We start from the raw sequence: 20,564 nt of genomic DNA, 5'->3' as shown, positions 1-20,564 counted from the left end.
TAGAGAATATCTCTTTTTATTTTTCTCAAATTCAGATTTTGGGATAGATTAGTAGGTGATAAGACAAAATATTTTTGAAAAGCAAAAAAGACAAATGCCAAAAATGACGTTTGTCTTCAATCTGAGACAGCTTCGGCTGTTCTTTTTTGTTTCTTGAAATTAACTGCTGTTTTCATGTTCCAGACTCATACTCTTCGAAAATCTCTTCGGTAATTTAATGTTAGGGGATTTATACTAACAATAGACTTTTAACCCCAAAATTGATAAAATAGGAAAGAAAATAAGATAAAAGGAAACTGTAAATCACTATGATGAACATGCAAAACATGATGCGTCAAGCACAGAAACTTCAAAAACAAATGGAACAAAGCCAAGCTGAACTTGCTGCTATGCAATTTGTTGGCAAATCTGCTCAAGACCTTGTTCAAGCGACCTTAACTGGAGATAAGAAAGTTGTCAGCATTGACTTCAATCCAGCGGTCGTTGATCCAGAAGACCTTGAAACTCTTTCTGACATGACTGTTCAAGCCATCAACTCTGCTCTTGAACAAATCGATGAAACGACTAAGAAAAAACTAGGCGCTTTCGCTGGGAAATTGCCATTCTAAGCATAAGAAAAAACAAGCATTCAAGAGAATACTTGCCTATCGTGGGAGGAACAACTGTTCCTCTTTTTGCTTACTAAAAATTAAAGAATTCCATGGCCTGTTTGAACAGTAAATCCGTATACTCTGGGTCTTCTTGGGCAATGGTAACCTGTTCTTGAACCATTTCCAAATCATCTGTTATCATGCCATCAGCTCCCAAATGAACAGATTTATCAAAGGACTCTGAACTATTGATAGTCCACACGTACAATTTCTGATCGGTATTCCAAAGCTTGTTGACAAAATTTTCATCCAAAGTTGAATACTCCATGGTATAACCTGTAGCCTTAGTTCTTGGAAAAATACTATTATAAGGTAGGATGAAATAGACTGGAATTGGAGAATCGTAGGCTAACACCTGGTCAATCACATGATAGTCCAAGGACTGCATTTGGTGACCATTCTGCTTAAGAACCGTTCCATATTTTTCCATAAAGCGTTTCATCATATCTGGGCTATCTTTTCGACTGGTTTTAATCTCAATAAGAAGCTTTTGATGCAATTCATTGGCTTTATTGAGATAGTCATCAAAACTAGACACCTTGCTATGATAACCATTTTCTGAAATATCGAGTTTGGTTAACTCCTCCAAGGTTAAATCTTGAGGATTAGCATTAACTCCCGTCAGATTCTTTATATTGGCATCATGCATCATGACAAACTGACCATCTTTTGTTTCTTGTACATCCGTCTCAACAAAGTCTGGACTTAGTTGAGCTGTCTTTTCTAAAGATTGAACTGTATTTTGCACACCATTCTTATTAGATACTCCCCTGTGAGAGATGATTAAAGGTTTATTGGCAACTGGAGCTTCTAAATAAACATAACCCTCAAAAGCGAAAAAGATACCAGCACAACCCATCACTCCCCATCTCATCCAGTGGTCTTTCTTTCTCCTTGGTGTGATTTCTAATTCTTCTCCTGTTAAGAAAGAAACAAACTTAATGAGAAAGTAAGTTAAGACCATATAGTGGAAATTCTTAATCAAGACAAAGTTGATCATTCCCAGAACAAGAGATTCCTTATGGGTCAGACCATCCATCAGTGCCTGACTTGCCAAGATTGGAATCAATAAAAGAATGAAAAATAGGTAGGTTTTGACGACAATCCAAAGCAAGTTCCAAGTATAAAACCAGGAGTGCTTTCTTGTCTTCTCTAGACTGTATCTAACTGCTTCTTTGACTGTTTTCTTCTCAAATAAAAGCTGAGGTAGGGCAAACATGAAACGCACTGAAATGTAAAACAGAAGTAAAGCCAAAATAGTAACTACTATACCTACTAGCCAATATTTGTCTTCCACATAATCAACGATGAAGTCCGGTATAACGATTTTATTGAGGTAGTAAATCTTTAAAATCTTTCGAATCAATGGAAAGAGCATCATAACATAAAAGAAGATAAAGGCTATCTTGGCAAGCGTCACTTGCCTCATAAACAAGAAACTTTGACGAAAAACCTTACGACTGTACTCCAGCAGGGTTCTCTTTTCATGATAGAGGAGGTGTCGAGCTCCGATAAAGAGAAGTCCTATCTGGTAATAGGCAATTAGTAAATTAACAATTACCAAAACAAATAAAGCAATACTAACAAAAGGAGAACCCTTTATAATAGCAAAAATATTGTTGTAGGAAAGAAAGAGATAACCTGTCTGACGGAGCAAAAGTCCAGCAATCCAAGAATTAAGTGGTAACCAGACAAACTCAATCATCATGAATATCAAGAAAAAGAGAAAGAGAATTTTATCTAGATTAAAGTATATCTGCTTAAAACCTAGATTTTTAGGTTTTTCAGGTTTCATAGGCACTCCTAGTCAAATAATTGAGACAAGTCCAAGCCACCAAAAGGATTGGTTGATAGACTACTTTCTGTCCCTAATAATTCTCTAGCTTGATCCGACTCTAGAAAGGACTCGTAAACACGCGCCGTCATACGAGCATCCTCTAAGCTATTATGAGACTGACCTTGAAATCCAAGAAACGAGGCAACAGTTTGCAACTTGAGATTGGCAATACCATGTAGATCTGAACTCCGACGTTCAAAAGCTTCATCATACAAATCCACCTTGTAATGCTGGCTATAGTCTAAACCATGCTCTGCTAGAATAGGCAAATCACTTTTAGCAGCATTGTAGCCAACCATCGGCAAAGAACCTACAAAAGCTTGGAATTCTTTTATAACTTCCTCCACTGGCGGAGCATCTTTTAAGGTCTCAGCTGTAATCCCAGTCAAACCATTGATAAAGCTTTTTAAGGGAACAATGGTATGAACATAGGAATCATAGGCATCGATTTCCTGACCATCCCTAAAACGCACTGCAGATACTTGAATCAGGTGTGTTTGTCCTTCGTGCTGATTAAATTCTAAGTCAAAAGCAATGTAATCTTCTAATCGTTCCATTTTATACCTCTCCTCTACTGTTATCTTACTTAAGCAACTATACTATTTAGATTAGAAACAAAAGAAGCCATCAGGTTAAGCATTAACCTAAACAGCTCCTTAATTATCCTCCAAATAAACGAGCAAAAAAGCCTTTCTTAGTGGATTGGACTTCTTCTTTTGCTTGGTCCAGCTCTAGCTTAAGATTTTCTTGATCCTTCATGGCTTGAAGAGTCAATTGTTGCTGCTGATCTAGTTGTTTGTCTTTCTCAGCAATCTGACGGTCTTTGATACGCATCTGCTCGTCTTTTTCTGATAACTGACGATCTTTTGCTTTTAATTGTTCATAAAGACGAAGAATTTCTGCATTCTTCTCATCAACCAGAATCTCCATCAGTTCACGTTGCTTGACATCTTCACTGACAGGCTCATCTTCAAAAATCGTTTTTTTATAGATTTCTTCTAGCTTAATCAAGCCACTTCTGGTAACTACTGTTACCCCTTTGTCATTTTTATCTGTGTCTTCTTCTGGTAATTCTTTGACACGATTATTGATTGCTTGGCGAGATAATCCTAAGACCTCTGCAATCTCACTGACGGTCATTTCAATACTCATAATATCCTCTGAAACGTTTTCTAGCTTTTCTTTACTTAAATCTTATCATAAGCTCGAAAAACTGTCAAATTTCCACTTAATCTAAGGCCTTCAAAAAGGCTAACAAGACTTGGGCAGAGCGACGTCCAGCTTCGATAATAAACTCATCAAAAGAGATATTTGCTTCATGGTTGGCATTATCACTCATAGCTCGGATGACTAAAACTGGAAGATTCAGAGCATGCGCTGCCTGAGCAATAGCTGCCCCCTCCATCTCAACAGCCAAAACATCCGGGAAATGAGATTTAATCGCTTCTATCTTGTCATTTCCTGCAACAAAACTATCTCCTGTAGCAATCAAACCAAGATGCCAGTTTTGATCCAATTGAGATAAACTCTCTTGGATTTTGGCAACAAAGGTTTTATCTGATTCGAAATAAAGCGGTTGTTGCGCCATTTGTCCATAAGCATAACCAAAAGCTGTGACATCCACATCATGATAAGCTAATTTGTCAGCAATCACAACTTCCCCAACAGCAATACCTTCTGCTACTGCCCCAGCTGATCCCGTGTTAATCAAAGCATCCACTTGAAAATGATCAGCCAAAATCGCTACACTCATAGCAGACATGACCTTACCAATTCCACTTTCTACAAGAACGACTTCATGCGAGGCAATGGTTCCTGTATGATAGGTATTTCCTAAAACAACTTGCTCTTGGGCATTTTCTAGATGCTGGACCAGATAAGCCAGTTCTTCTGGCATAGCCGCAATAATTCCTATTTTCATTTCAATTCCTTTTCTATTACAACAGTTTCATTGCCAACACAAGCAAAATCAAGAGAAAGATGACTGCGAATAAGATTTTATTCAATTTAGAATTGAAGACATTTCTCTTGGTATTTTCAATGCGACGGCTTTTATGAATAGACGGTTCGACCTGAATCTTCAAGGTTTCCTGGCTAAAACCATGATCCTTAGGATTGGCATAACCAAAACGGGAAGAAGAGGTTGGTAAAATCTTAGTCTCCTCATCGTCTAGCAAAGGGGGACCCGAAATTTTTTCGCCTCTATTAGCTCTTTCAATCATTTCATCCGTTAATAAAGGTTTACCCATACTGACCTCCTCTATTTTTTGTGCAATTCCCAATACTGAATAGCCATAATTGTCTTGGCATCACAGATATGACCTGATTGGATTAATTTCTTAGCTTCTTCTAAGCTCACTTCAAGGACTTCTAATGTTTCATCCTCATCCTGCGGACGCGGATTTTCCACCTTTGTCAAATCGCTTGCTAAATATAGTTTTAACTTTTCATTACAAAAGCCAATGGCTGAGTAAAAATCATACAAGAGTTCTAATTTCCCTGTATAGGCTGTTTCTTCCTCTAATTCACGCAAAGCTGCTGCAACAGGATCTGTATTTTCTCCTACTTCCAACTTTCCGGCTGGAATTTCGTAAGAGACAGCCTCGATAGCTTTACGGTACTGCTTGACCAAGATGAGTTTTTGCTCATCCGTTACAGCTAAAACACAGACAGCTCCATTGTGGAAAATCAAATCACGTTGGGCAGTTCCCTTGCCTTCTGGTAATTCAACCTGATCTTGGACCAGTTTAAAAATTGGCCCTTGATAGATTTCTTTTCGGCTAAGTGTTTTTTCTTCAAATTCCATGATAGGCTCCTACTGATTTTTAGGATGATGAGGAAGGCGTGTTGCATATTCGTCTTTATTGACCTGACGACCACGACCAATAGCAATCGCATCTGCTGGCACGTCTTTAGTAATAGTTGAACCAGCACCGATGAGGGAATTGTCACCAAGTTCTACTGGCGCAATAATGGTTGAATTTGAACCAACAAAGACATTGTTACCAATAACTGTTTTGTATTTGTTTTTGCCGTCATAATTGACTGTAATGGTTCCTGCACCAAAATTAACGTTGCTACCCACTTCACAGTTTCCGATATAAGTCAAATGACCAGCCTTGGTATTCTCGCCGATTGAAGAACCTTTCACCTCAACAAAGTTACCAATATGAACTTGGGAACCCAGACTTGAACCTGGACGAATATGGGCATAAGGACCGACTGTCACACCATCTGCAACACTGCTTTCCTCAATCATAGAATTGGTAATGATAGCTCCTGCTCCGATAGTGCTATCCACTACATAAGTACCGTTTGTCAAAACAGTCTCAGCACCAATTTTCGTTTGCCCTTTCAAGGTAACATTGGCTTCGATTTGAACTTCCGAAGCAATCTCAACATCAATATCGATATAAGTTGCTTCTGGATTGACAAAGCTAACACCATTGACCATGTGTTGATGATTGATGCGACGGCGCATAACTGACTCAGCTGTCGCAAGAGCCACACGGTCATTTACCCCAAGACTCTCATCAAAATCTTTCAAAGTATAAGCGCCAACTTTTTCACCAGCTTCACGGAAAATGCCAATAACATCTGTAATATAGTATTCTCCTTGAGCATTGTTGGTATTAATATTTTTCAAAGCCTCAAACAAACGCTCGTTGTCAAAGACGTAAGTTCCAGTGTTGATTTCCTTGATTTGCTTTTCAAAGTCTGTAGCATCCTTCTGCTCAACAATGCGAAGAACCTCTGCATTGTCATTACGTACAATTCGTCCATAGCCGAAAGGATTATCCGTTTCAGCAGTCAAGATAGTGGCCACATTTTTATGATTGATGTGGAAATCAATCAAGTTTTTCAAGCTTTCACCTGTGATTAAAGGAGTATCCCCTGCGATGACCAAGGTGTGACCTGACAAACCTTCTAAGATAGGCTCAGTCATCATAACTGCATGACCTGTCCCCAACTGTTCAGATTGAGTCACAAATTCTGTCTGTCCAGCCAAGACTTCCTCAACCAGTTCCGCCTTGTGTCCTACAACTGTGACTGTCTTTTCAGGTTGGATAGCTCCCACACTACGGAAAACATGTTCCAACATAGAAATACCCGCAACCTTGTGCAAAACTTTTGGCAAATCAGATTTCATGCGAGTCCCTTTACCCGCTGCTAAAATAATGGCATAATTTGACATAATCTTCTCTTTTCTCTAGAAATTCCCTTTTATTATACCATATTTCAAATCATTCCGCGCTCTTGAATGAAAAAATGCTCTAAAGTCCTTTCTTAACCCATTTTTTGAGTATTTTTTTTGATTTTTTTTCATTTTTAAGGTAAAATTATGAGATATGAGAAAGAAAATTAATCCGCTTATTTTGTATGGTTTTTTTGGGATTATGATTTTCATTTTAATCCTGAATCGCCCTCGTTTTGAGGACCATCCTGTAAAAACAAAGTCAAATATCGCGCAAGTAGAATCGCAAGCGCTACATAATATAGATAAACCGGTAATTGATGTTTCTGGTTGGCAACGTCCTGAGGAAATTAATTACGATACTCTGTCTCAAAATATTTCTGGAGCTATCGTTCGTGTCCATAGTGGCGCTCAGTCTTCAAAAGAAAACGATGCTTCCTTTGTTAATGGGGTAGATAAGGCCTTTAAAACCCATATTACCGAGTTTCAAAAACGAAATGTCCCAGTTGGTGTCTATGCCTATGTAGCTGGAAAAAGTGTCCAAGAAATGGAAAAGGCTGCTGAAGTATTTTATAACGCTTCATCGCCGTACAGCCCTAGCTACTATTGGCTAGATGTGGAAGACAAAACCATGTCCAATATGAACGAAGGTGTTGAAGCCTTTCGAGCAAAACTAGAATCACTAGGTGCTAAAAATATCGGAATCTACGTTGGGGTCTACTTCATGGAAGAACACAGTATTGATACAGACAAGTTTACGTCTGTTTGGATTCCTTCCTATGGTTCTGACTCAGGATTTTACGAGGCTACTCCTAAGACTGATTTAGATTACGACATTCACCAATACACATCTAAAGGAAAAATTGCTGGCTTTGACCACGATTTGGACATCAACGTCATTTCTTCCTTAAAAAACAAAGAAGAAACCTTTAGAAAACTCTTTTTAAAACCTTAAAAGCATTTGTTTATCATTTGCTTTTTCTTTTTATTATAGATTGTGATACAATATAGTAAGGATTTTTTGAAATAGAAATAGTTGGAGGAAATATATGCTTTCATGGTTAGCACGTATTATTAAAGGGATTGTGATTGCTCTTGGATTTATCTTACCAGGGATTTCTGGAGGGGTTCTAGCAGCAATCTTAGGAATCTATGAACGGATGATTGGCTTTCTGGCCCATCCCTTTAAAGACTTTAAAGAAAATGTTTTGTACTTTATTCCAGTTGCGATTGGTATGCTTCTGGGAATCGGCTTATTTTCCTACCCGATTGAATACCTGCTTGAAAATTATCAGGTCTTTGTCTTATGGAGCTTTGCAGGTGCCATCATTGGGACAGTTCCTAGTCTCCTCAAGGAATCAACTCGAGAATCTGACCGAGACAAGATTGATTTGGCTTGGTTCTGGACAACCTTTATCATTTCTGGATTAGGACTCTATGCCTTAAATTTTGTCGTTGGAACCTTAAGTGCTAGCTTTCTTAATTTCGTCCTAGCGGGTGCACTCCTGGCTCTTGGCGTCTTGGTTCCTGGCCTCAGCCCATCAAATCTACTTTTGATTTTGGGCCTCTATGCTCCTATGTTGACTGGTTTTAAAACCTTTGACCTCTTGGGAACCTTCTTCCCGATTGGAATTGGTGCAGGTGCTACTCTCATCATTTTTTCAAAAATGATGGATTATGCCTTAAACAACTTCCACTCACGCGTCTATCATTTCATCATCGGTATTGTTCTCTCAAGTACCCTTTTGATCTTGATTCCAAATGCAGGAAACGCTGAAAGTATCCAGTACACTGGACTTTCACTTGTTGCCTATGTCATCATCGCCTTCTTCTTTGCACTAGGAATCTGGCTTGGTATTTGGATGAGCCAATTGGAGGATAAGTATAAATAATGGCAAAAAAAGTAAAAATCAAAAAAACATTAGTGGAACAAATCCTGTCTAAAGCAGATATACCACATCAGGGAATTCAAATCAATGCCCTGAAAGGAGAGCTTCCTCAAGGTTATGAACGAGATCAGATTTTCAAAACCTTGGCACTTTTAGGAGATAAAACAGGACCGATTATCGGTATCGTCCCTATCACTCAACACTTGTCTGAAAAGAAACTAGCCAAAATTTCTGGCAATAAAAAAGTGAGCATGATTCCACAAAAGGACTTGGAAAAAACAACAGGTTATATTCATGGAGCCAATAATCCTGTCGGAATTCGTCAGAAACACAATTACCCCATTTTTATCGATAAAATTGCTCTTGACTTGGATCAAATGATTGTCTCTGCAGGGGAAGTTGGTCACAGCATTATCGTCGCACCACAAGACTTGGCCAGCTTTGTAAAGGCTGACTTTGTAGATATCTTGGAGGACGGCAAATAATGAAACTCTACTTTGTCCGCCACGGTCGTACAGTATGGAACCAAGAAGGCCGTTTTCAAGGTGCTAGTGGAGATTCTCCCCTTCTTCCTGAATCCATTGAAACCCTAAAACAACTTGGCCAATATCTTAAGGATATTCCTTTTGATCAGATTTATTCAAGTGATTTACCTCGAACGGTCAAATCTGCTGAGATTATCCAAAGTCAACTTCAGACGCCCTGTCCTTTAGAAAGTGTTCCGAATATCCGGGAATGGCAGCTGGGGAAGTTGGAAGGTTTAAAAATTGCAACCTTGGAAGCTATTTACCCGCAACAAATCAAAGCTTTCCGATCTAATCTTGCCAAGTTTGACACTCAAATGTTTGGAGCCGAATCCCTCTATAGCACCACACAGCGGACCATCCAATTTATCAAATCACTCAAAGATAGTCCGGCTGAGCGTATTCTAATTGTCGGTCATGGTGCCAATCTTACTGCCAGTCTTCGTACTCTCCTAGGCTATAAAGAACCACTTCTTCGTAAAGATGGCGGTCTAGCAAATGCCAGCCTGACCATTCTAGAAACCCATGATTTTGAAACATTCACTCTCTATACTTGGAATGATACTTCCTATCAATAAAAGAACTTAATTTTATACTCTTCGAAAATCTCTTCAAACCACGTCAACGTCGCCTTGCCGTAGGTATGGTTCACTGACTTCGTCAGTTCTATCTGCCACCTCAAAGCTATGCTTTGAGCAGCCTGCGGCTAGCTTCCTAGTTTGCTCTTTGATTTTCATTGAGTATTAGCGTCAAGTTCTTTTAGTTTTTAAAGATTATCCGTGAATTTCTTACTTATTTATGATAAAATGGGAGTATCGCAAAAAATGACTCATCGTATTCAATTTTGAGTAAAATTAGGAGGATCCCATGTCAACAGAACATATGGAAGAACTAAATGACCAGCAGATCGTTCGCCGTGAAAAAATGGCTGCGCTCCGTGAACAAGGAATCGATCCCTTCGGAAAACGTTTTGAACGCACTGCAAATTCACAAGAATTAAAAGATAAATATGCCGACCTCGATAAAGAACAATTACATGATAAAAACGAAACAGCTACTATCGCAGGACGCTTGGTAACCAAACGTGGTAAAGGTAAAGTTGGATTTGCCCACCTTCAAGACCGCGAAGGCCAGATTCAAATCTACGTTCGTAAGGATGCTGTCGGTGAAGAAAACTACGAAATCTTCAAAAAAGCAGATCTTGGTGACTTCCTTGGTGTCGAAGGTGAAGTGATGCGTACAGATATGGGAGAACTCTCTATCAAAGCTACTCACATCACTCACTTGTCTAAGGCTCTTCGTCCACTTCCAGAGAAATTCCACGGTTTGACAGACGTTGAAACCATTTACCGTAAACGTTACCTTGACTTGATTTCGAACCGTGAAAGCTTTGAGCGCTTTGTCACTCGTTCAAAAATCATCTCTGAAATCCGTCGTTACCTTGACCAAAAAGGTTTCCTTGAAGTAGAAACACCTGTTCTTCACAACGAAGCTGGTGGTGCTGCTGCTCGTCCATTTATCACTCACCACAATGCTCAAAACATTGATATGGTGCTTCGTATCGCGACTGAGCTCCACTTGAAACGTCTCATCGTTGGTGGTATGGAACGTGTTTACGAAATCGGCCGTATCTTCCGTAACGAAGGAATGGACGCTACTCATAACCCTGAGTTCACTTCTATCGAAGTTTACCAAGCTTATGCAGACTTCCAAGATATCATGGACTTGACTGAAGGCATTATCCAACACGCTGCTAAATCAGTTAAAGGTGATGGTCCAGTCAACTATCAAGGAACTGAGATCAAGATCAATGAACCATTTAAACGTGTTCACATGGTCGATGCTATCAAAGAAATTACTGGTGTAGATTTCTGGCAAGATATGACCTTTGAAGAAGCTAAAGCTATCGCTGCTGAGAAGAACGTTCCAGTTGAGAAACATTACACTGAAGTTGGCCACATCATTAATGCCTTCTTTGAAGAGTTTGTTGAAGAAACATTGATTCAACCTACCTTTGTCTATGGACATCCAGTAGCAGTATCTCCACTTGCTAAGAAGAACCCTGAAGACCAACGCTTTACTGACCGTTTCGAGCTCTTCATCATGACCAAAGAATACGGTAATGCCTTCACTGAGCTCAACGATCCAATCGATCAGCTTAGCCGTTTTGAAGCCCAAGCTAAAGCAAAAGAACTTGGTGACGATGAAGCGACTGGCATCGACTATGACTACATTGAAGCACTTGAATACGGAATGCCACCAACAGGTGGTTTGGGAATCGGAATTGACCGTCTCTGTATGCTCCTCACTGATACAACAACTATCCGTGATGTATTGCTCTTCCCAACAATGAAATAATCCCTTCTCCTCTGGCACTTGCCAGAGGTTTTTTGATGCAAAAAGAGACTGAGGAAAAACTCAATCTCTACTTTTCACTTCTTTGGTTGCTACATCTTCTCCAAACCATTTTTGGCTGATTTCCTGGAACTTTCCTTCTTGGTATAGTTGAACAAAAGCTTGGTTTAAAACTTGGAGTAATTTTTTATCTGCAGGTCTAACTCCGACCGCAAAGGATTCACTTTCAAATCCAGCTGAAAAGATATTATAGTCATTTAATATACCTTCAGACTGGAGGTAATAATTAGCATACACTCGGTCAATCAACAAGGCATCAATCCGATCATTCTTCAAATCAATTAAGGCTTCATTGAAACTCTGGTATTGATTGGCCCTCTGGTCTTTGACACGATTTTTCAGTAAATCTGGCTGAGCTTCAAAGTCTAAATAACCAGAGGAACCGGCTTGGGCTCCCAAGGTCTTATCTTTCATATCCTCTCCTGAACGAATTTGCTGGCTTTTCTTAGCAACCAGAACCTGCTGATTTTCCATATATGGAATCGTAAAGGCAACCTTCTCTCGGCGTTCATCAGTGGCAGAATAGCCATTCCAGATGGCGTCTATGGTTCCATTTTGCAGTTCCGTCTCCTTCATATCCCAATCGATTGGCTGAAATTGAACTTTAAAGCCTAATTTTTCAGAGACAGCTTGCGCTAAATCAATATCAAAGCCTGTATATTGGCCGTTTTTTTCTTCAAATCCCATGGGTACAAAAGTATTGTCAAAACCAATAGTAATGGTCCCCTGCTCTTGATACTTATCCCAGTTATCCTGCTGTGGATCACTAGCCTTCTGAGTACAAGCCGTTAAAAAGAGAGTCAGGAGCGAAACCAATACCAAAGCAATTTTCTTAGTAGTCATCGGCACCTCCTACTTGGGCTCAATCTTGAGAATCTGATCTGCGATATTTTCAGCGAACTGTAAATCGTGGGTAACCACAATCTGCGTCATGCCAAGTTCCCTATTTTGCAAGATCAGTTTTTCCACTTCCAAGCGCAATTCTGGATCAAGTGCAGAAGTCGGCTCATCATAGCCAATGATTTCTGGGTCAATCATCATAGCACGCGCTAAGACCACCCGCTGTTTTTGCCCACCTGATAGTGAGAATGGATAAGCATCTGCATGTCCCGCCAATCCTAACTGTTCCAAAAGCCCTCGTGCCTTCTTCTCAGCCTCTTCCTGCTTCATTCCCATTGTTTTCACAGGTGATAAGGTCAAATTATCTAGAACTGATAAATGAGGAAACAGTTGAAAATCTTGGAATACAAATCCCAGTAGATTTCGTTTCTCCAGTTCATCCAGTTCTAAAGGTTCTCCATTATAAAAGATTTGTCCTGAATCAATGGTTTCAAGACCCGCAAGCATACGTAAGAGGGTTGTCTTACCTCCACCAGAAGGTCCAACGATAGCCAGGATTTGCTTTTCAGGAATTTTTAGACTGAAATTGGATAAAATTTGCTTTTGACCAAATCCCTTATTAATATTTCGTAACTCTAACATGGCAGCCTCCTATCTATAGTAACTGTACTTCTTCTCAACTTTTTTAGAAATAATTGTCACAATACCAATCAAAATCAAGTAAATGGCTCCTGCCAAGAACATAGGGACCAAACTAGCATCACGGTTGGCAGCTGTTCGACTAGCCAAGATAAGGTCTGAAATTCCTAGAGCATAGACCAAAGAAGTATCCTTGACCAAACTCATGACCTCATTAAAGACACTAGGAAGAACAATCTTGGTCACTTGGGGCAAGATAATATAGCGAACTGTGGCAAAGGGACTGAACTTCAAGACCTTAGCAGCCTCATACTGACCTTTAGGAATGGTATCAATCCCTCCACGAAAAATTTCAGCAAAGTAAGCCGCATAATTGAGAACAAAGGCAATAATGGCCGCAGGAAGGCGATCCAAACGAATCCCAATACTTGGGAGAACATAATAGATAAAGATCAATTGCAAGAGCAAGGGTGTGCCCCGCATGATCCAGATATAAATGTTAATCAGATGATGGAGGAGCTTCCAATGGACTTGCAATGCAAAGGCAATCAAAACGCCCAAAGGAATAGAAAAAATCAAGACCAGTGCAAAAACCTGTAAAGTCATGCTTGCACCGCTCAATAAACTCGGTAATATCTCAAACAAATAAGACATACTGCACCTCCTAAAAATAATTGTTCCTATTATAGCATAAATAAACAAAATAACCAAGGATTTTTGCAAAAAAATTCTCTTTTAAAAAGAAAAACTATATCTATCAAAAATGATAAGATACAGTTTTAAAAATATATTCTTACAATCTCTCAATCAGTTCTTGCATTTGCACATCATCTGGAACCAGTTTTAAGTAAGTTTGAGCATTGACTTTTGCTTCCTCAAAGTATCCCAATTCACGCAAGAGATAGATATAGTGTTCCAGAAACTCTGGATTGTCCTTCAAATCTCCTGCCAACTCTTGATAAAGTTCATAGGCAGTATCCAAATCGTCCATTTCTTGATAGGAACGGGCAATCATCCACTTGGTCAAAAGATTTTCTGGCTCCTCACTTTGTAAGTCTAGAATGTCTTCATAACGCTCCTGCTCTAGATAAATAGTAGCTAGACGGAGTAAGATTTCTTCCGTATCCTCAGCATCTTCTTTAGCAGTAAGGAGATAATTTTCTGCCCCACTAGCATCATGCAATTCATAAGAGAATTGTGAAGCAGCCAGCAAGAGGCGAGTTTCAAAGGGATTTTTCTCTAAGCCTTGCTTAGCGATACGCAGGGCTTCTTGAACTTGATGTTCCTTATGCAAGGCCTGACTATACCCATACTCATAGCCTTCAAAATCAGGTGAAATGGTATCGATCTGCTTAAAATATAGGACGGCTTTCTGATATTCTTCTTGATCAAAGTAAAGACTGGCCAACTCAAAAGCTGTTAGATCATCGTATTCTAACTCCAGGGCTTTTTCTAAAAACTCTGTAGCCGTTTCAAATTTACCCAACTGAGCATAGGCAAAACCAATCCGTTGATAGGTGGAAATGCCCGTTTGCTCATAAATCGAGCGATTATCTAACTGAGCATAGCCTTGAATAGCCTCTTGGTAATTTTCCAACTCACTATCCAACTCTGCCAAACCCAATATCAAGAGAGGATCCTCTGAGTAAGTCAATGCTTCTAACAATTTCTCACGCGCCACATCTGTTAAACCTTCCAGCTCGTATAGATCTGCCTTCAGAGCCAAAGCCGAAACATACCAATCACTGTCAGATTGGATTTCCTCTAGATAGGCAAATGCTTCTTCTATTTGACCATCCTCACTAGCAATAGCTGCTAGATTAAGATTTACTTCTGGAAAATCCTCTACGATTTTTAGATAAATTTCCTTGGCCTGAGGATAGAAACCAATTCCTTCTAGATAAATGGCTAACTCATAAAGCAGCTCACTCGAATCATTTACTAAAGCTTTGACGAAATAATGCTCAGCCTTGGCTAAATCTTGCTCTTCCAAAGCCTGTAACATCTGTTGACTATTGTTCACTCTTGACTTCCTCTCCCTCTAGTTCATATAGGCCACTGACTACCTTATACCATTCAAAAATAGCTGAAATGACAACCTTAGCAGAGGCATAAACCGGAATACCAAGTAAGACTCCCCAAATACCAAACATGGATCCTGAAGTTAACAAGACAAAGAGAACATTAATAGGATGGATGTTTAATTGACTTCCCAAAATCAATGGAGAGACAAAACGGCCTTCAATAGTTTGTTCTACGATAAAGACAATCACTACTTTCAGAAGCATAACTGGACCAGCAATCAAGCCCAATACTAGGGCAGGAAGCATAGCTAGGAAGCTACCAAGATAAGGAACCAGATTTAAAATACCAGCTGTTACACCCAGTGTAACCGCATAGCGTAGACCGATAATCTTGAAAAAGATGATAAACATTACTGCTACAATAATAGCCACTGTCACTTGCCCTCGAACATAGTTGGACAACTGTTGATTCACATCTGATAAAACTTGTCCAACAGGTTCCTTCAATTTCGTTGGCATGAATTGGGTCAAATAGTTACGCAAGCCTTTCCCATCACGCAAGAGATAAAAGAGCATGAAAGGAACGATAATCAAGGCAACAATCACTTGAGATGCCCCACTAATAAAGGCGCTCACCCAGTTGACTGCCTGAGAAGAAACCTTGCTCGCCCAAACTGTAGCCTGACTTGAGAAGTTTGTCAAAACTTGCTCTAATTGAGGTCTGAAATCATCTGGTAAATGCTTGGTTACCAAATCATTAATAACTCTGTCTGCATCTTCGAGATAGATTGGTACATTTCTTGCAAAGGTTAAAACTTGACGTTGCAGATTTGGAATAGCCACTGCCAATCCCCAAATGATAAAGAGGGCGATGATGACAAAGACAATACTGATAGCTATAACACGATTAACCTTATGCTTCTCCAACCAATCAACAATAGGATTTAATAAATAATATAGCAAACCAGATAAAATCACTGGTAACATCACGACAGCCAAAAAGTCTAAAACAGGTAAAAATAGAAAACTAATCTTACTTAAAATAAAAAGATTCAGTCCCAATAATAAGGTTACCAAAAATACAGTAATTGCCTTGTTATCCAAAAACCACTTGAAAAACCAAGATAGGCTAAAATGTTTCTCTTTTTGCTCCATAAATACTTCCTTTCTATTGTTCTCTCATTATACCATTTTTGAAACAAAATAACTCTTTTTAAAGTGCTTACATGGAGACAGCGACACAAAAAACTCTAAGCAGGCAGAGCCTGATAACTCATGACAGAAAACGAAGTTTATCTTATAATGAAGCTGAACAATACAAATCCGTGGTGTTTAATAGGGCTTTTCCTAGCCTGTATCAAAAACTGGATGAACAAGAGTCATGAGAAAACTCTAATATGCCTTGAGCATGAAAATATTTTACTAGTAGCCTCTTGTTCTATTGTTCAAATAGTTAACAGGAGGTTTTTATAATGGAAGTCATGATTGAAACGTGTTGTGGTATTGATGTCCACCAAAAGTCTATCGTTTGTTGTATTCTATATGGTCCACTAGATACCAACAAGCCAAAGAAAATTCAGAAGAAATTTGACGTAACTTCTCAAAGTAACTTCCATCTCTCTCCTAAAACTGGAAGTTAGTCTCAGACGACGAATGATGCTAGAATTAAGTCTGAGACTTTTCGTGAGGAGGCGCCTCATGATAAAAAAAACAAAAATATCTCACTCTAGAAGACCGGATTGACATCCAAACTGGAATCAGCCAACAGGAAACTTTCCGTTCCATCGCTGAGAAGATAGGAAAAGACCCGTCAACGATTTCAAAGGAAATCAAGCGCAATCGCATCATGCATCCAACATCCGTCAAATCTGATTGCACGGATTGCCCACTTCTCAAAAAAGCTCCTTATGTCTGTAACAACTGTCCAAAAAAGAGGACGGATTGTGGGTTTAACCGCTATCTTTACTACGCCAAAAAGGCGCAGGAACAGTACAAGACTATGTTGAGGAAGTCCAGAGAGGGCATTCCCCTAAACAAGGAAAGTTTTTATCAGATAGACAAGATCTTAACCCAAGGCATCCAGAAGAAACAAAGCATCTACCATATCATTCAGACACATAATCTCCCTGTGTCGAAAGCTACGGTGTATCGGCATGCCAAGCTGGGCTATCTAACAGCCAAGCCCATTGATTTCCCTCGGATGGTCAAGTTCAAGGCACGTAGAAAATCCAGAAAAGTAGCTATTCCCAAAGAGATGAAAATTGGGCGGACCTATCAAGATTTCCAAGAGTTACGAGAAACAGATGATTTCTTCAAATGGTTGGAAATGGACACGGTCACCGGCAGACCTGGTGGAAAGCTACTGCTCACCTTCAATGTTTCCTTCTGCAACTTCCTCTTCGCCTTTCTTTTGGTCAACAAGACCGCTCTGGAAGTCGCCTCTAAATTCACAGCTTTGAAAGAAAGAGTCATGGACGGAGGGGGTGCGTTCCATCAGCTGTTCCCTGTCATTCTCACAGACAACGGATCTGAGTTCTCCTATGTGGAGGAGCTTGAGCGAGACATTGATGGGAGTCTCACCTCTACTTCTGCGACCCTAGCCGTCCTGACCAGAAGGGGAGGATTGAGAAGAACCATACGGTTTTGCGAGCCATTCTTCCCAAGGGTACTTCCTTTGACCAGCTGACTCAGAAAGACATCAATCTAGTCATTTCCCATGTCAATTCCTTGAAACGAGAAGAGTTTCAAGGAAAATCTGCTTATGACGTCTTCACCTTCACATTTGGCGAGGATATCGCTGCTCTTTTGGGTTGCCAATTTGTCAAACCAGAAGACACACATTTATCACCTGATTCATTGAAATAAAGGGAATTTTACCCTCTAACTACACATCTTATCACCATCGAAAAGTCTCACACTAAACGCTAGCAACTGGAATTTACTCTAAGACGACTCTGTTTTAGGGCTATTTGTCGTGCACTTTTTTCTGAGTCTTTTCGCTTTTGAACCCTTATATATCAAGAAAAAGAAAACCAGTGGAAGTTAGTCTAAGAAGAATTTCCACTGATTTCACGCGTTTTTCTCATACTAAAAGCTAGGTTGTGGGAAACTGGAACTTAGTTTTAGAAGTTACCTCAAATCTAAATCAAACTATTGTCTATAAAATTCGGCTCTATAATATTTGTAGTGGGTAAATCCCCTATAGATATTATGGAGCCTATTTTTGTGTAGAAAACATACTAAGATTAGTAGTGAAGAAATTTCCGACGGGAGAGAGTATTCACTACTTTTTCTTTATGTTAAAGTAGTGGTGTCTTGTAAAGTCGTAGGGCTCTATGGCGCTAGACGTCGCTTGACAAACTGGCAAGACACCTTGTTTTAGTGGAGTTTGATCAAAGTATGTGGGACGCTAAACGTCGCGTATTGAAAATAAAATCACTAAAACATGGAATTATTCAAGACAAAAGAGGTAATGTCATGCGTGCAGTATTTGGAATTGATGTAAGTAAAACAAGTTCTGAGGTGGCAATTTTAGTCAACGGTGAGAAGGTTCACGGCTACACCATACTCAATGCTGTCATTGGATTCAATCGCCTGTTGGGGGACTTGAAAACAGTTCATAACCCTGAGATTATATTTGAGGCCACAGGCGTCTATTCTCGACGTCTTCAGGCCTTTCTTGAGGAATACGGTTACGCTTATACACGGCTAAATCCACTGGAAGCTAAGAAGCAATTGGACAGTCTGCGAGTTCGTAAAACAGATAAAATTGACGCTGAAAAGTTGGCTAAATCTCAGCTTGTGCACAATCGTAAACCAACTTACGTGCAGGAAGAAGTTTATCAACACTTGCGTGATTTCAGCCGTTTCTATCAAAATATGACTGAAGATCTTGTTCGAGCTAAAAACCGTCTGCACAAGGTTCTACAAGTCACCTTTCCTGAATTGGAAAATCTCTTATCTACACCAACTGAAGAGCAATATTGGAACTTAGTGATGGCTTTTCCATGTAAAGAGTTTGTATTAAGCCTATCTCAAAGTGACTTGTATGAGATTATCCGTCAATCTACCTCCAAACGCATCTCTGAAAAGCGTATTGCTTACCTGACTGATAAACTTATAGAACTCGCTAAACAATCTTTTTGTGCGATCAAGAAAAACTCTCCAATGCTTGAAGAGGTTCGTTACTATGCTCAAGAATTGCTTCGTCTTTCTGAACGCAGACAAGTTGTCTTAAACGACATGGTAGCTCTAGCTCAGCCTTTACCAGAGTATGACATCTTACGATCAATTCCTGGCATCGCAGAAACCACAGCGACATCTATCATTGGCGAATTGGGAGATATTCGTCGCTTTCAGTCTACCAATCAAATCAACGCTTTTATTGGCATTGACCTGAGACACTATGAATCTGGGAACTTTCTCGCTAAGGAACATATCACTAAACGAGGTAATCCCTATGCCAGAAAAATCTTGTTCAAGTGCATTCACAACATCGCTTCAGCTAGTCATACCAATCCCTGCCATATCGCTGACTTTTATGAGAAACGAAAAAGACAATCGACAATAGCTTCAACTAAGCCACATACGATTGCCTCTATACATCGTCTCATTCGAACAATGTATTACCTCATTACGCATAACAAACTTTACGATTATTCTTTGACCCAAAATCAATAAGGCTGTCTATGCCGTATTATTGTAACACCTTGTTTCAAAAAATACCAGATGAGGTGTTTTTTAGCATGCCCTTTTATGGATCAAAAAGTGTTAAAAATAAGACAGTAACCTCAGAATAGCTACTGTCTTATCTCTTTTATTAATGGCTCTATAATATTTGTAGTGGGTAAATCCCCTATAGATATTATGGAGCCTATTTTGTGTAGAAAAAAAGTCACATAAGACCTATAATGAAAAGCGTCGAAACCATCATTAGAAAGAATCATATGGAACAATTACATTTTATCACAAAACTACTCGATATCAAAGACCCGAACATCAAAATTCTAGATATCATCAATATGGATACACACAAGGAAATTATCGCTAAATTGGATTATGAAGCCCCATCTTGCCCTGATTGCGAAAGTCAAATGAAGAAATATGACTTTCAAAAACCGTCGAAAATTCCTTACCTCGAAACGACTGGTATGCCTACTAGAATCCTCCTTAGAAAGCGTCGTTTCAAGTGCTATCAGTGCTCGAAAATGATGGTCGCTGAGACTTCTATCGTCAAGAAAAATCATCAAATCCCTCGTATTATCAACCAAAAGATTGCTCAAAAGTTGATTGAAAAGACTTCTATGACTGATATTGCTCATCAGCTGGCCATTTCAACTTCAACTGTCATTCGCAAGTTAAATGACTTTCACTTTAAGCATGACTTTAGCCGTCTTCCTGAGATTATGTCTTGGGACGAGTATGCCTTTACCAAGGGAAAGATGAGCTTCATTGCACAAGATTTTGAAAAACTCAATATCATCACTGTTCTTGAGGGAAGAACACAAGCTGTCATCAGGAATCACTTTCTTCGCTACGATAGAGCTATTCG

The 20,564-nt window shown here is 39.4% G+C and carries 21 protein-coding genes and 1 pseudogene; 10 read left to right on the top strand and 12 right to left on the bottom strand.

The features are described from left to right. Positions 1 to 308 precede the first annotated feature (308 nt). Positions 309 to 608: a YbaB/EbfC family nucleoid-associated protein gene (locus tag QM959_RS08725; protein WP_000981526.1), complete on the top strand. Its 300-nt coding sequence runs from the start codon at positions 309 to 311 to the stop codon at positions 606 to 608. Positions 609 to 681: 73 nt separating this feature from the next. Here the strand turns inward: QM959_RS08725 and QM959_RS08720 are convergent, their stop codons facing one another. The 7 genes from QM959_RS08720 to glmU form a co-directional block, all read right to left on the bottom strand. Continuing rightward, on the bottom strand, positions 682 to 2,445 hold the full coding sequence (locus QM959_RS08720; protein WP_414372721.1) for a glycerophosphoryl diester phosphodiesterase membrane domain-containing protein: 1,764 nt from the start codon (positions 2,443 to 2,445) through the stop codon (positions 682 to 684). Positions 2,446 to 2,453: 8 nt separating this feature from the next. Continuing rightward, a complete protein-coding gene (locus QM959_RS08715; protein WP_414372719.1) occupies positions 2,454 to 3,044 on the bottom strand; it encodes a 3'-5' exonuclease in 591 nt (196 codons plus the stop codon). A gap of 103 nt (positions 3,045 to 3,147) precedes the next feature. Continuing rightward, positions 3,148 to 3,639, bottom strand: coding sequence for a chromosome segregation protein RocS (gene rocS / locus QM959_RS08710; RefSeq protein WP_000021242.1), 492 nt, complete (start codon positions 3,637 to 3,639; stop codon positions 3,148 to 3,150). A gap of 76 nt (positions 3,640 to 3,715) precedes the next feature. Beyond that, positions 3,716 to 4,408: a 5'-methylthioadenosine/adenosylhomocysteine nucleosidase gene (locus QM959_RS08705; protein ID WP_414372717.1), complete on the bottom strand. Its 693-nt coding sequence runs from the start codon at positions 4,406 to 4,408 to the stop codon at positions 3,716 to 3,718. 16 nt (positions 4,409 to 4,424) lie between these two features. Continuing rightward, the gene (macP, locus tag QM959_RS08700) at positions 4,425 to 4,736 is read right to left on the bottom strand and encodes a cell wall synthase accessory phosphoprotein MacP (protein WP_000517861.1); all 312 of its coding nucleotides are present in this window, start codon (positions 4,734 to 4,736) and stop codon (positions 4,425 to 4,427) included. An 11-nt stretch (positions 4,737 to 4,747) separates the two neighbouring features. Then, positions 4,748 to 5,293 (bottom strand): NUDIX hydrolase, encoded by a 546-nt coding sequence (locus QM959_RS08695; protein WP_414372716.1) that lies wholly within the window; start codon positions 5,291 to 5,293, stop codon positions 4,748 to 4,750. Positions 5,294 to 5,302: 9 nt separating this feature from the next. Then, a complete protein-coding gene (gene glmU, locus QM959_RS08690) occupies positions 5,303 to 6,682 on the bottom strand; it encodes a bifunctional UDP-N-acetylglucosamine diphosphorylase/glucosamine-1-phosphate N-acetyltransferase GlmU (RefSeq protein WP_414372714.1) in 1,380 nt (459 codons plus the stop codon). A gap of 154 nt (positions 6,683 to 6,836) precedes the next feature. Between glmU and QM959_RS08685 the strand changes: the two genes are divergently transcribed. The 5 genes from QM959_RS08685 to lysS all read left to right on the top strand — a co-directional run bounded on the left by QM959_RS08685 (position 6,837) and on the right by lysS (position 11,453). Next, positions 6,837 to 7,637, top strand: a complete 801-nt coding sequence (locus tag QM959_RS08685) for a glycoside hydrolase family 25 protein (protein ID WP_247935437.1) — start codon at positions 6,837 to 6,839, stop codon at positions 7,635 to 7,637. A 94-nt stretch (positions 7,638 to 7,731) separates the two neighbouring features. Beyond that, positions 7,732 to 8,574: a DUF368 domain-containing protein gene (locus QM959_RS08680; RefSeq protein WP_414372712.1), complete on the top strand. Its 843-nt coding sequence runs from the start codon at positions 7,732 to 7,734 to the stop codon at positions 8,572 to 8,574. Further along, complete coding sequence (locus QM959_RS08675) at positions 8,574 to 9,056, top strand: aminoacyl-tRNA deacylase (protein WP_414372711.1); 483 nt, start codon at positions 8,574 to 8,576, stop codon at positions 9,054 to 9,056. The genes QM959_RS08680 and QM959_RS08675 overlap by 1 nt, the downstream gene beginning before the upstream one ends. Beyond that, on the top strand, positions 9,056 to 9,673 hold the full coding sequence (locus tag QM959_RS08670; protein ID WP_414372709.1) for a histidine phosphatase family protein: 618 nt from the start codon (positions 9,056 to 9,058) through the stop codon (positions 9,671 to 9,673). Before QM959_RS08675 ends, QM959_RS08670 begins: the two co-directional genes overlap by 1 nt. A gap of 289 nt (positions 9,674 to 9,962) precedes the next feature. After that, positions 9,963 to 11,453, top strand: coding sequence for a lysine--tRNA ligase (lysS, locus tag QM959_RS08665; protein ID WP_414372708.1), 1,491 nt, complete (start codon positions 9,963 to 9,965; stop codon positions 11,451 to 11,453). 60 nt (positions 11,454 to 11,513) lie between these two features. On the opposite strand, the gene QM959_RS08660 is transcribed toward lysS, so the two are convergent. The 5 genes from QM959_RS08660 to QM959_RS08640 all read right to left on the bottom strand — a co-directional run bounded on the left by QM959_RS08660 (position 11,514) and on the right by QM959_RS08640 (position 16,168). Then, positions 11,514 to 12,353, bottom strand: coding sequence for an amino acid ABC transporter substrate-binding protein (locus tag QM959_RS08660; protein ID WP_414372706.1), 840 nt, complete (start codon positions 12,351 to 12,353; stop codon positions 11,514 to 11,516). Between the two features lie 9 nt (positions 12,354 to 12,362). Continuing rightward, entirely contained in the window at positions 12,363 to 12,992 is a 630-nt protein-coding gene (locus QM959_RS08655; RefSeq protein ID WP_414372704.1) for an amino acid ABC transporter ATP-binding protein, read from the bottom strand. A 9-nt stretch (positions 12,993 to 13,001) separates the two neighbouring features. Further along, positions 13,002 to 13,643, bottom strand: coding sequence for an amino acid ABC transporter permease (locus QM959_RS08650; RefSeq protein ID WP_247935430.1), 642 nt, complete (start codon positions 13,641 to 13,643; stop codon positions 13,002 to 13,004). Positions 13,644 to 13,782: 139 nt separating this feature from the next. Beyond that, positions 13,783 to 15,012: a tetratricopeptide repeat protein gene (locus QM959_RS08645; RefSeq protein ID WP_414372702.1), complete on the bottom strand. Its 1,230-nt coding sequence runs from the start codon at positions 15,010 to 15,012 to the stop codon at positions 13,783 to 13,785. After that, the gene (locus QM959_RS08640; protein ID WP_247935428.1) at positions 15,002 to 16,168 is read right to left on the bottom strand and encodes an AI-2E family transporter; all 1,167 of its coding nucleotides are present in this window, start codon (positions 16,166 to 16,168) and stop codon (positions 15,002 to 15,004) included. The genes QM959_RS08645 and QM959_RS08640 overlap by 11 nt, the downstream gene beginning before the upstream one ends. Positions 16,169 to 16,485: 317 nt before the next feature. On the opposite strand from QM959_RS08640, the gene QM959_RS08635 reads away from it, so the two are divergent. The 4 genes and pseudogenes from QM959_RS08635 to QM959_RS08620 all read left to right on the top strand — a co-directional run. After that, positions 16,486 to 16,653 (top strand): hypothetical protein, encoded by a 168-nt coding sequence (locus tag QM959_RS08635; protein WP_247935427.1) that lies wholly within the window; start codon positions 16,486 to 16,488, stop codon positions 16,651 to 16,653. A 98-nt stretch (positions 16,654 to 16,751) separates the two neighbouring features. Continuing rightward, positions 16,752 to 17,878: pseudogene (locus QM959_RS08630) on the top strand (IS30 family transposase). Positions 17,879 to 18,490: 612 nt separating this feature from the next. Further along, a complete protein-coding gene (locus QM959_RS08625; protein WP_414372700.1) occupies positions 18,491 to 19,693 on the top strand; it encodes an IS110 family transposase in 1,203 nt (400 codons plus the stop codon). Positions 19,694 to 19,959: 266 nt separating this feature from the next. Next, positions 19,960 to 20,564, top strand: a 605-nt coding sequence (locus QM959_RS08620; protein ID WP_414372698.1) for a transposase family protein, incomplete at its 3' end; no start/stop codon positions are given.

It is taken from the genome of Streptococcus mitis, assembly GCF_047459985.1.
Taxonomy (GTDB): Bacteria; Bacillota; Bacilli; order Lactobacillales; family Streptococcaceae; genus Streptococcus; species Streptococcus mitis_DZ.
Note: the sequence above shows the minus strand (reverse complement) of the source record. Positions and strands in the feature narration are given on the sequence as shown.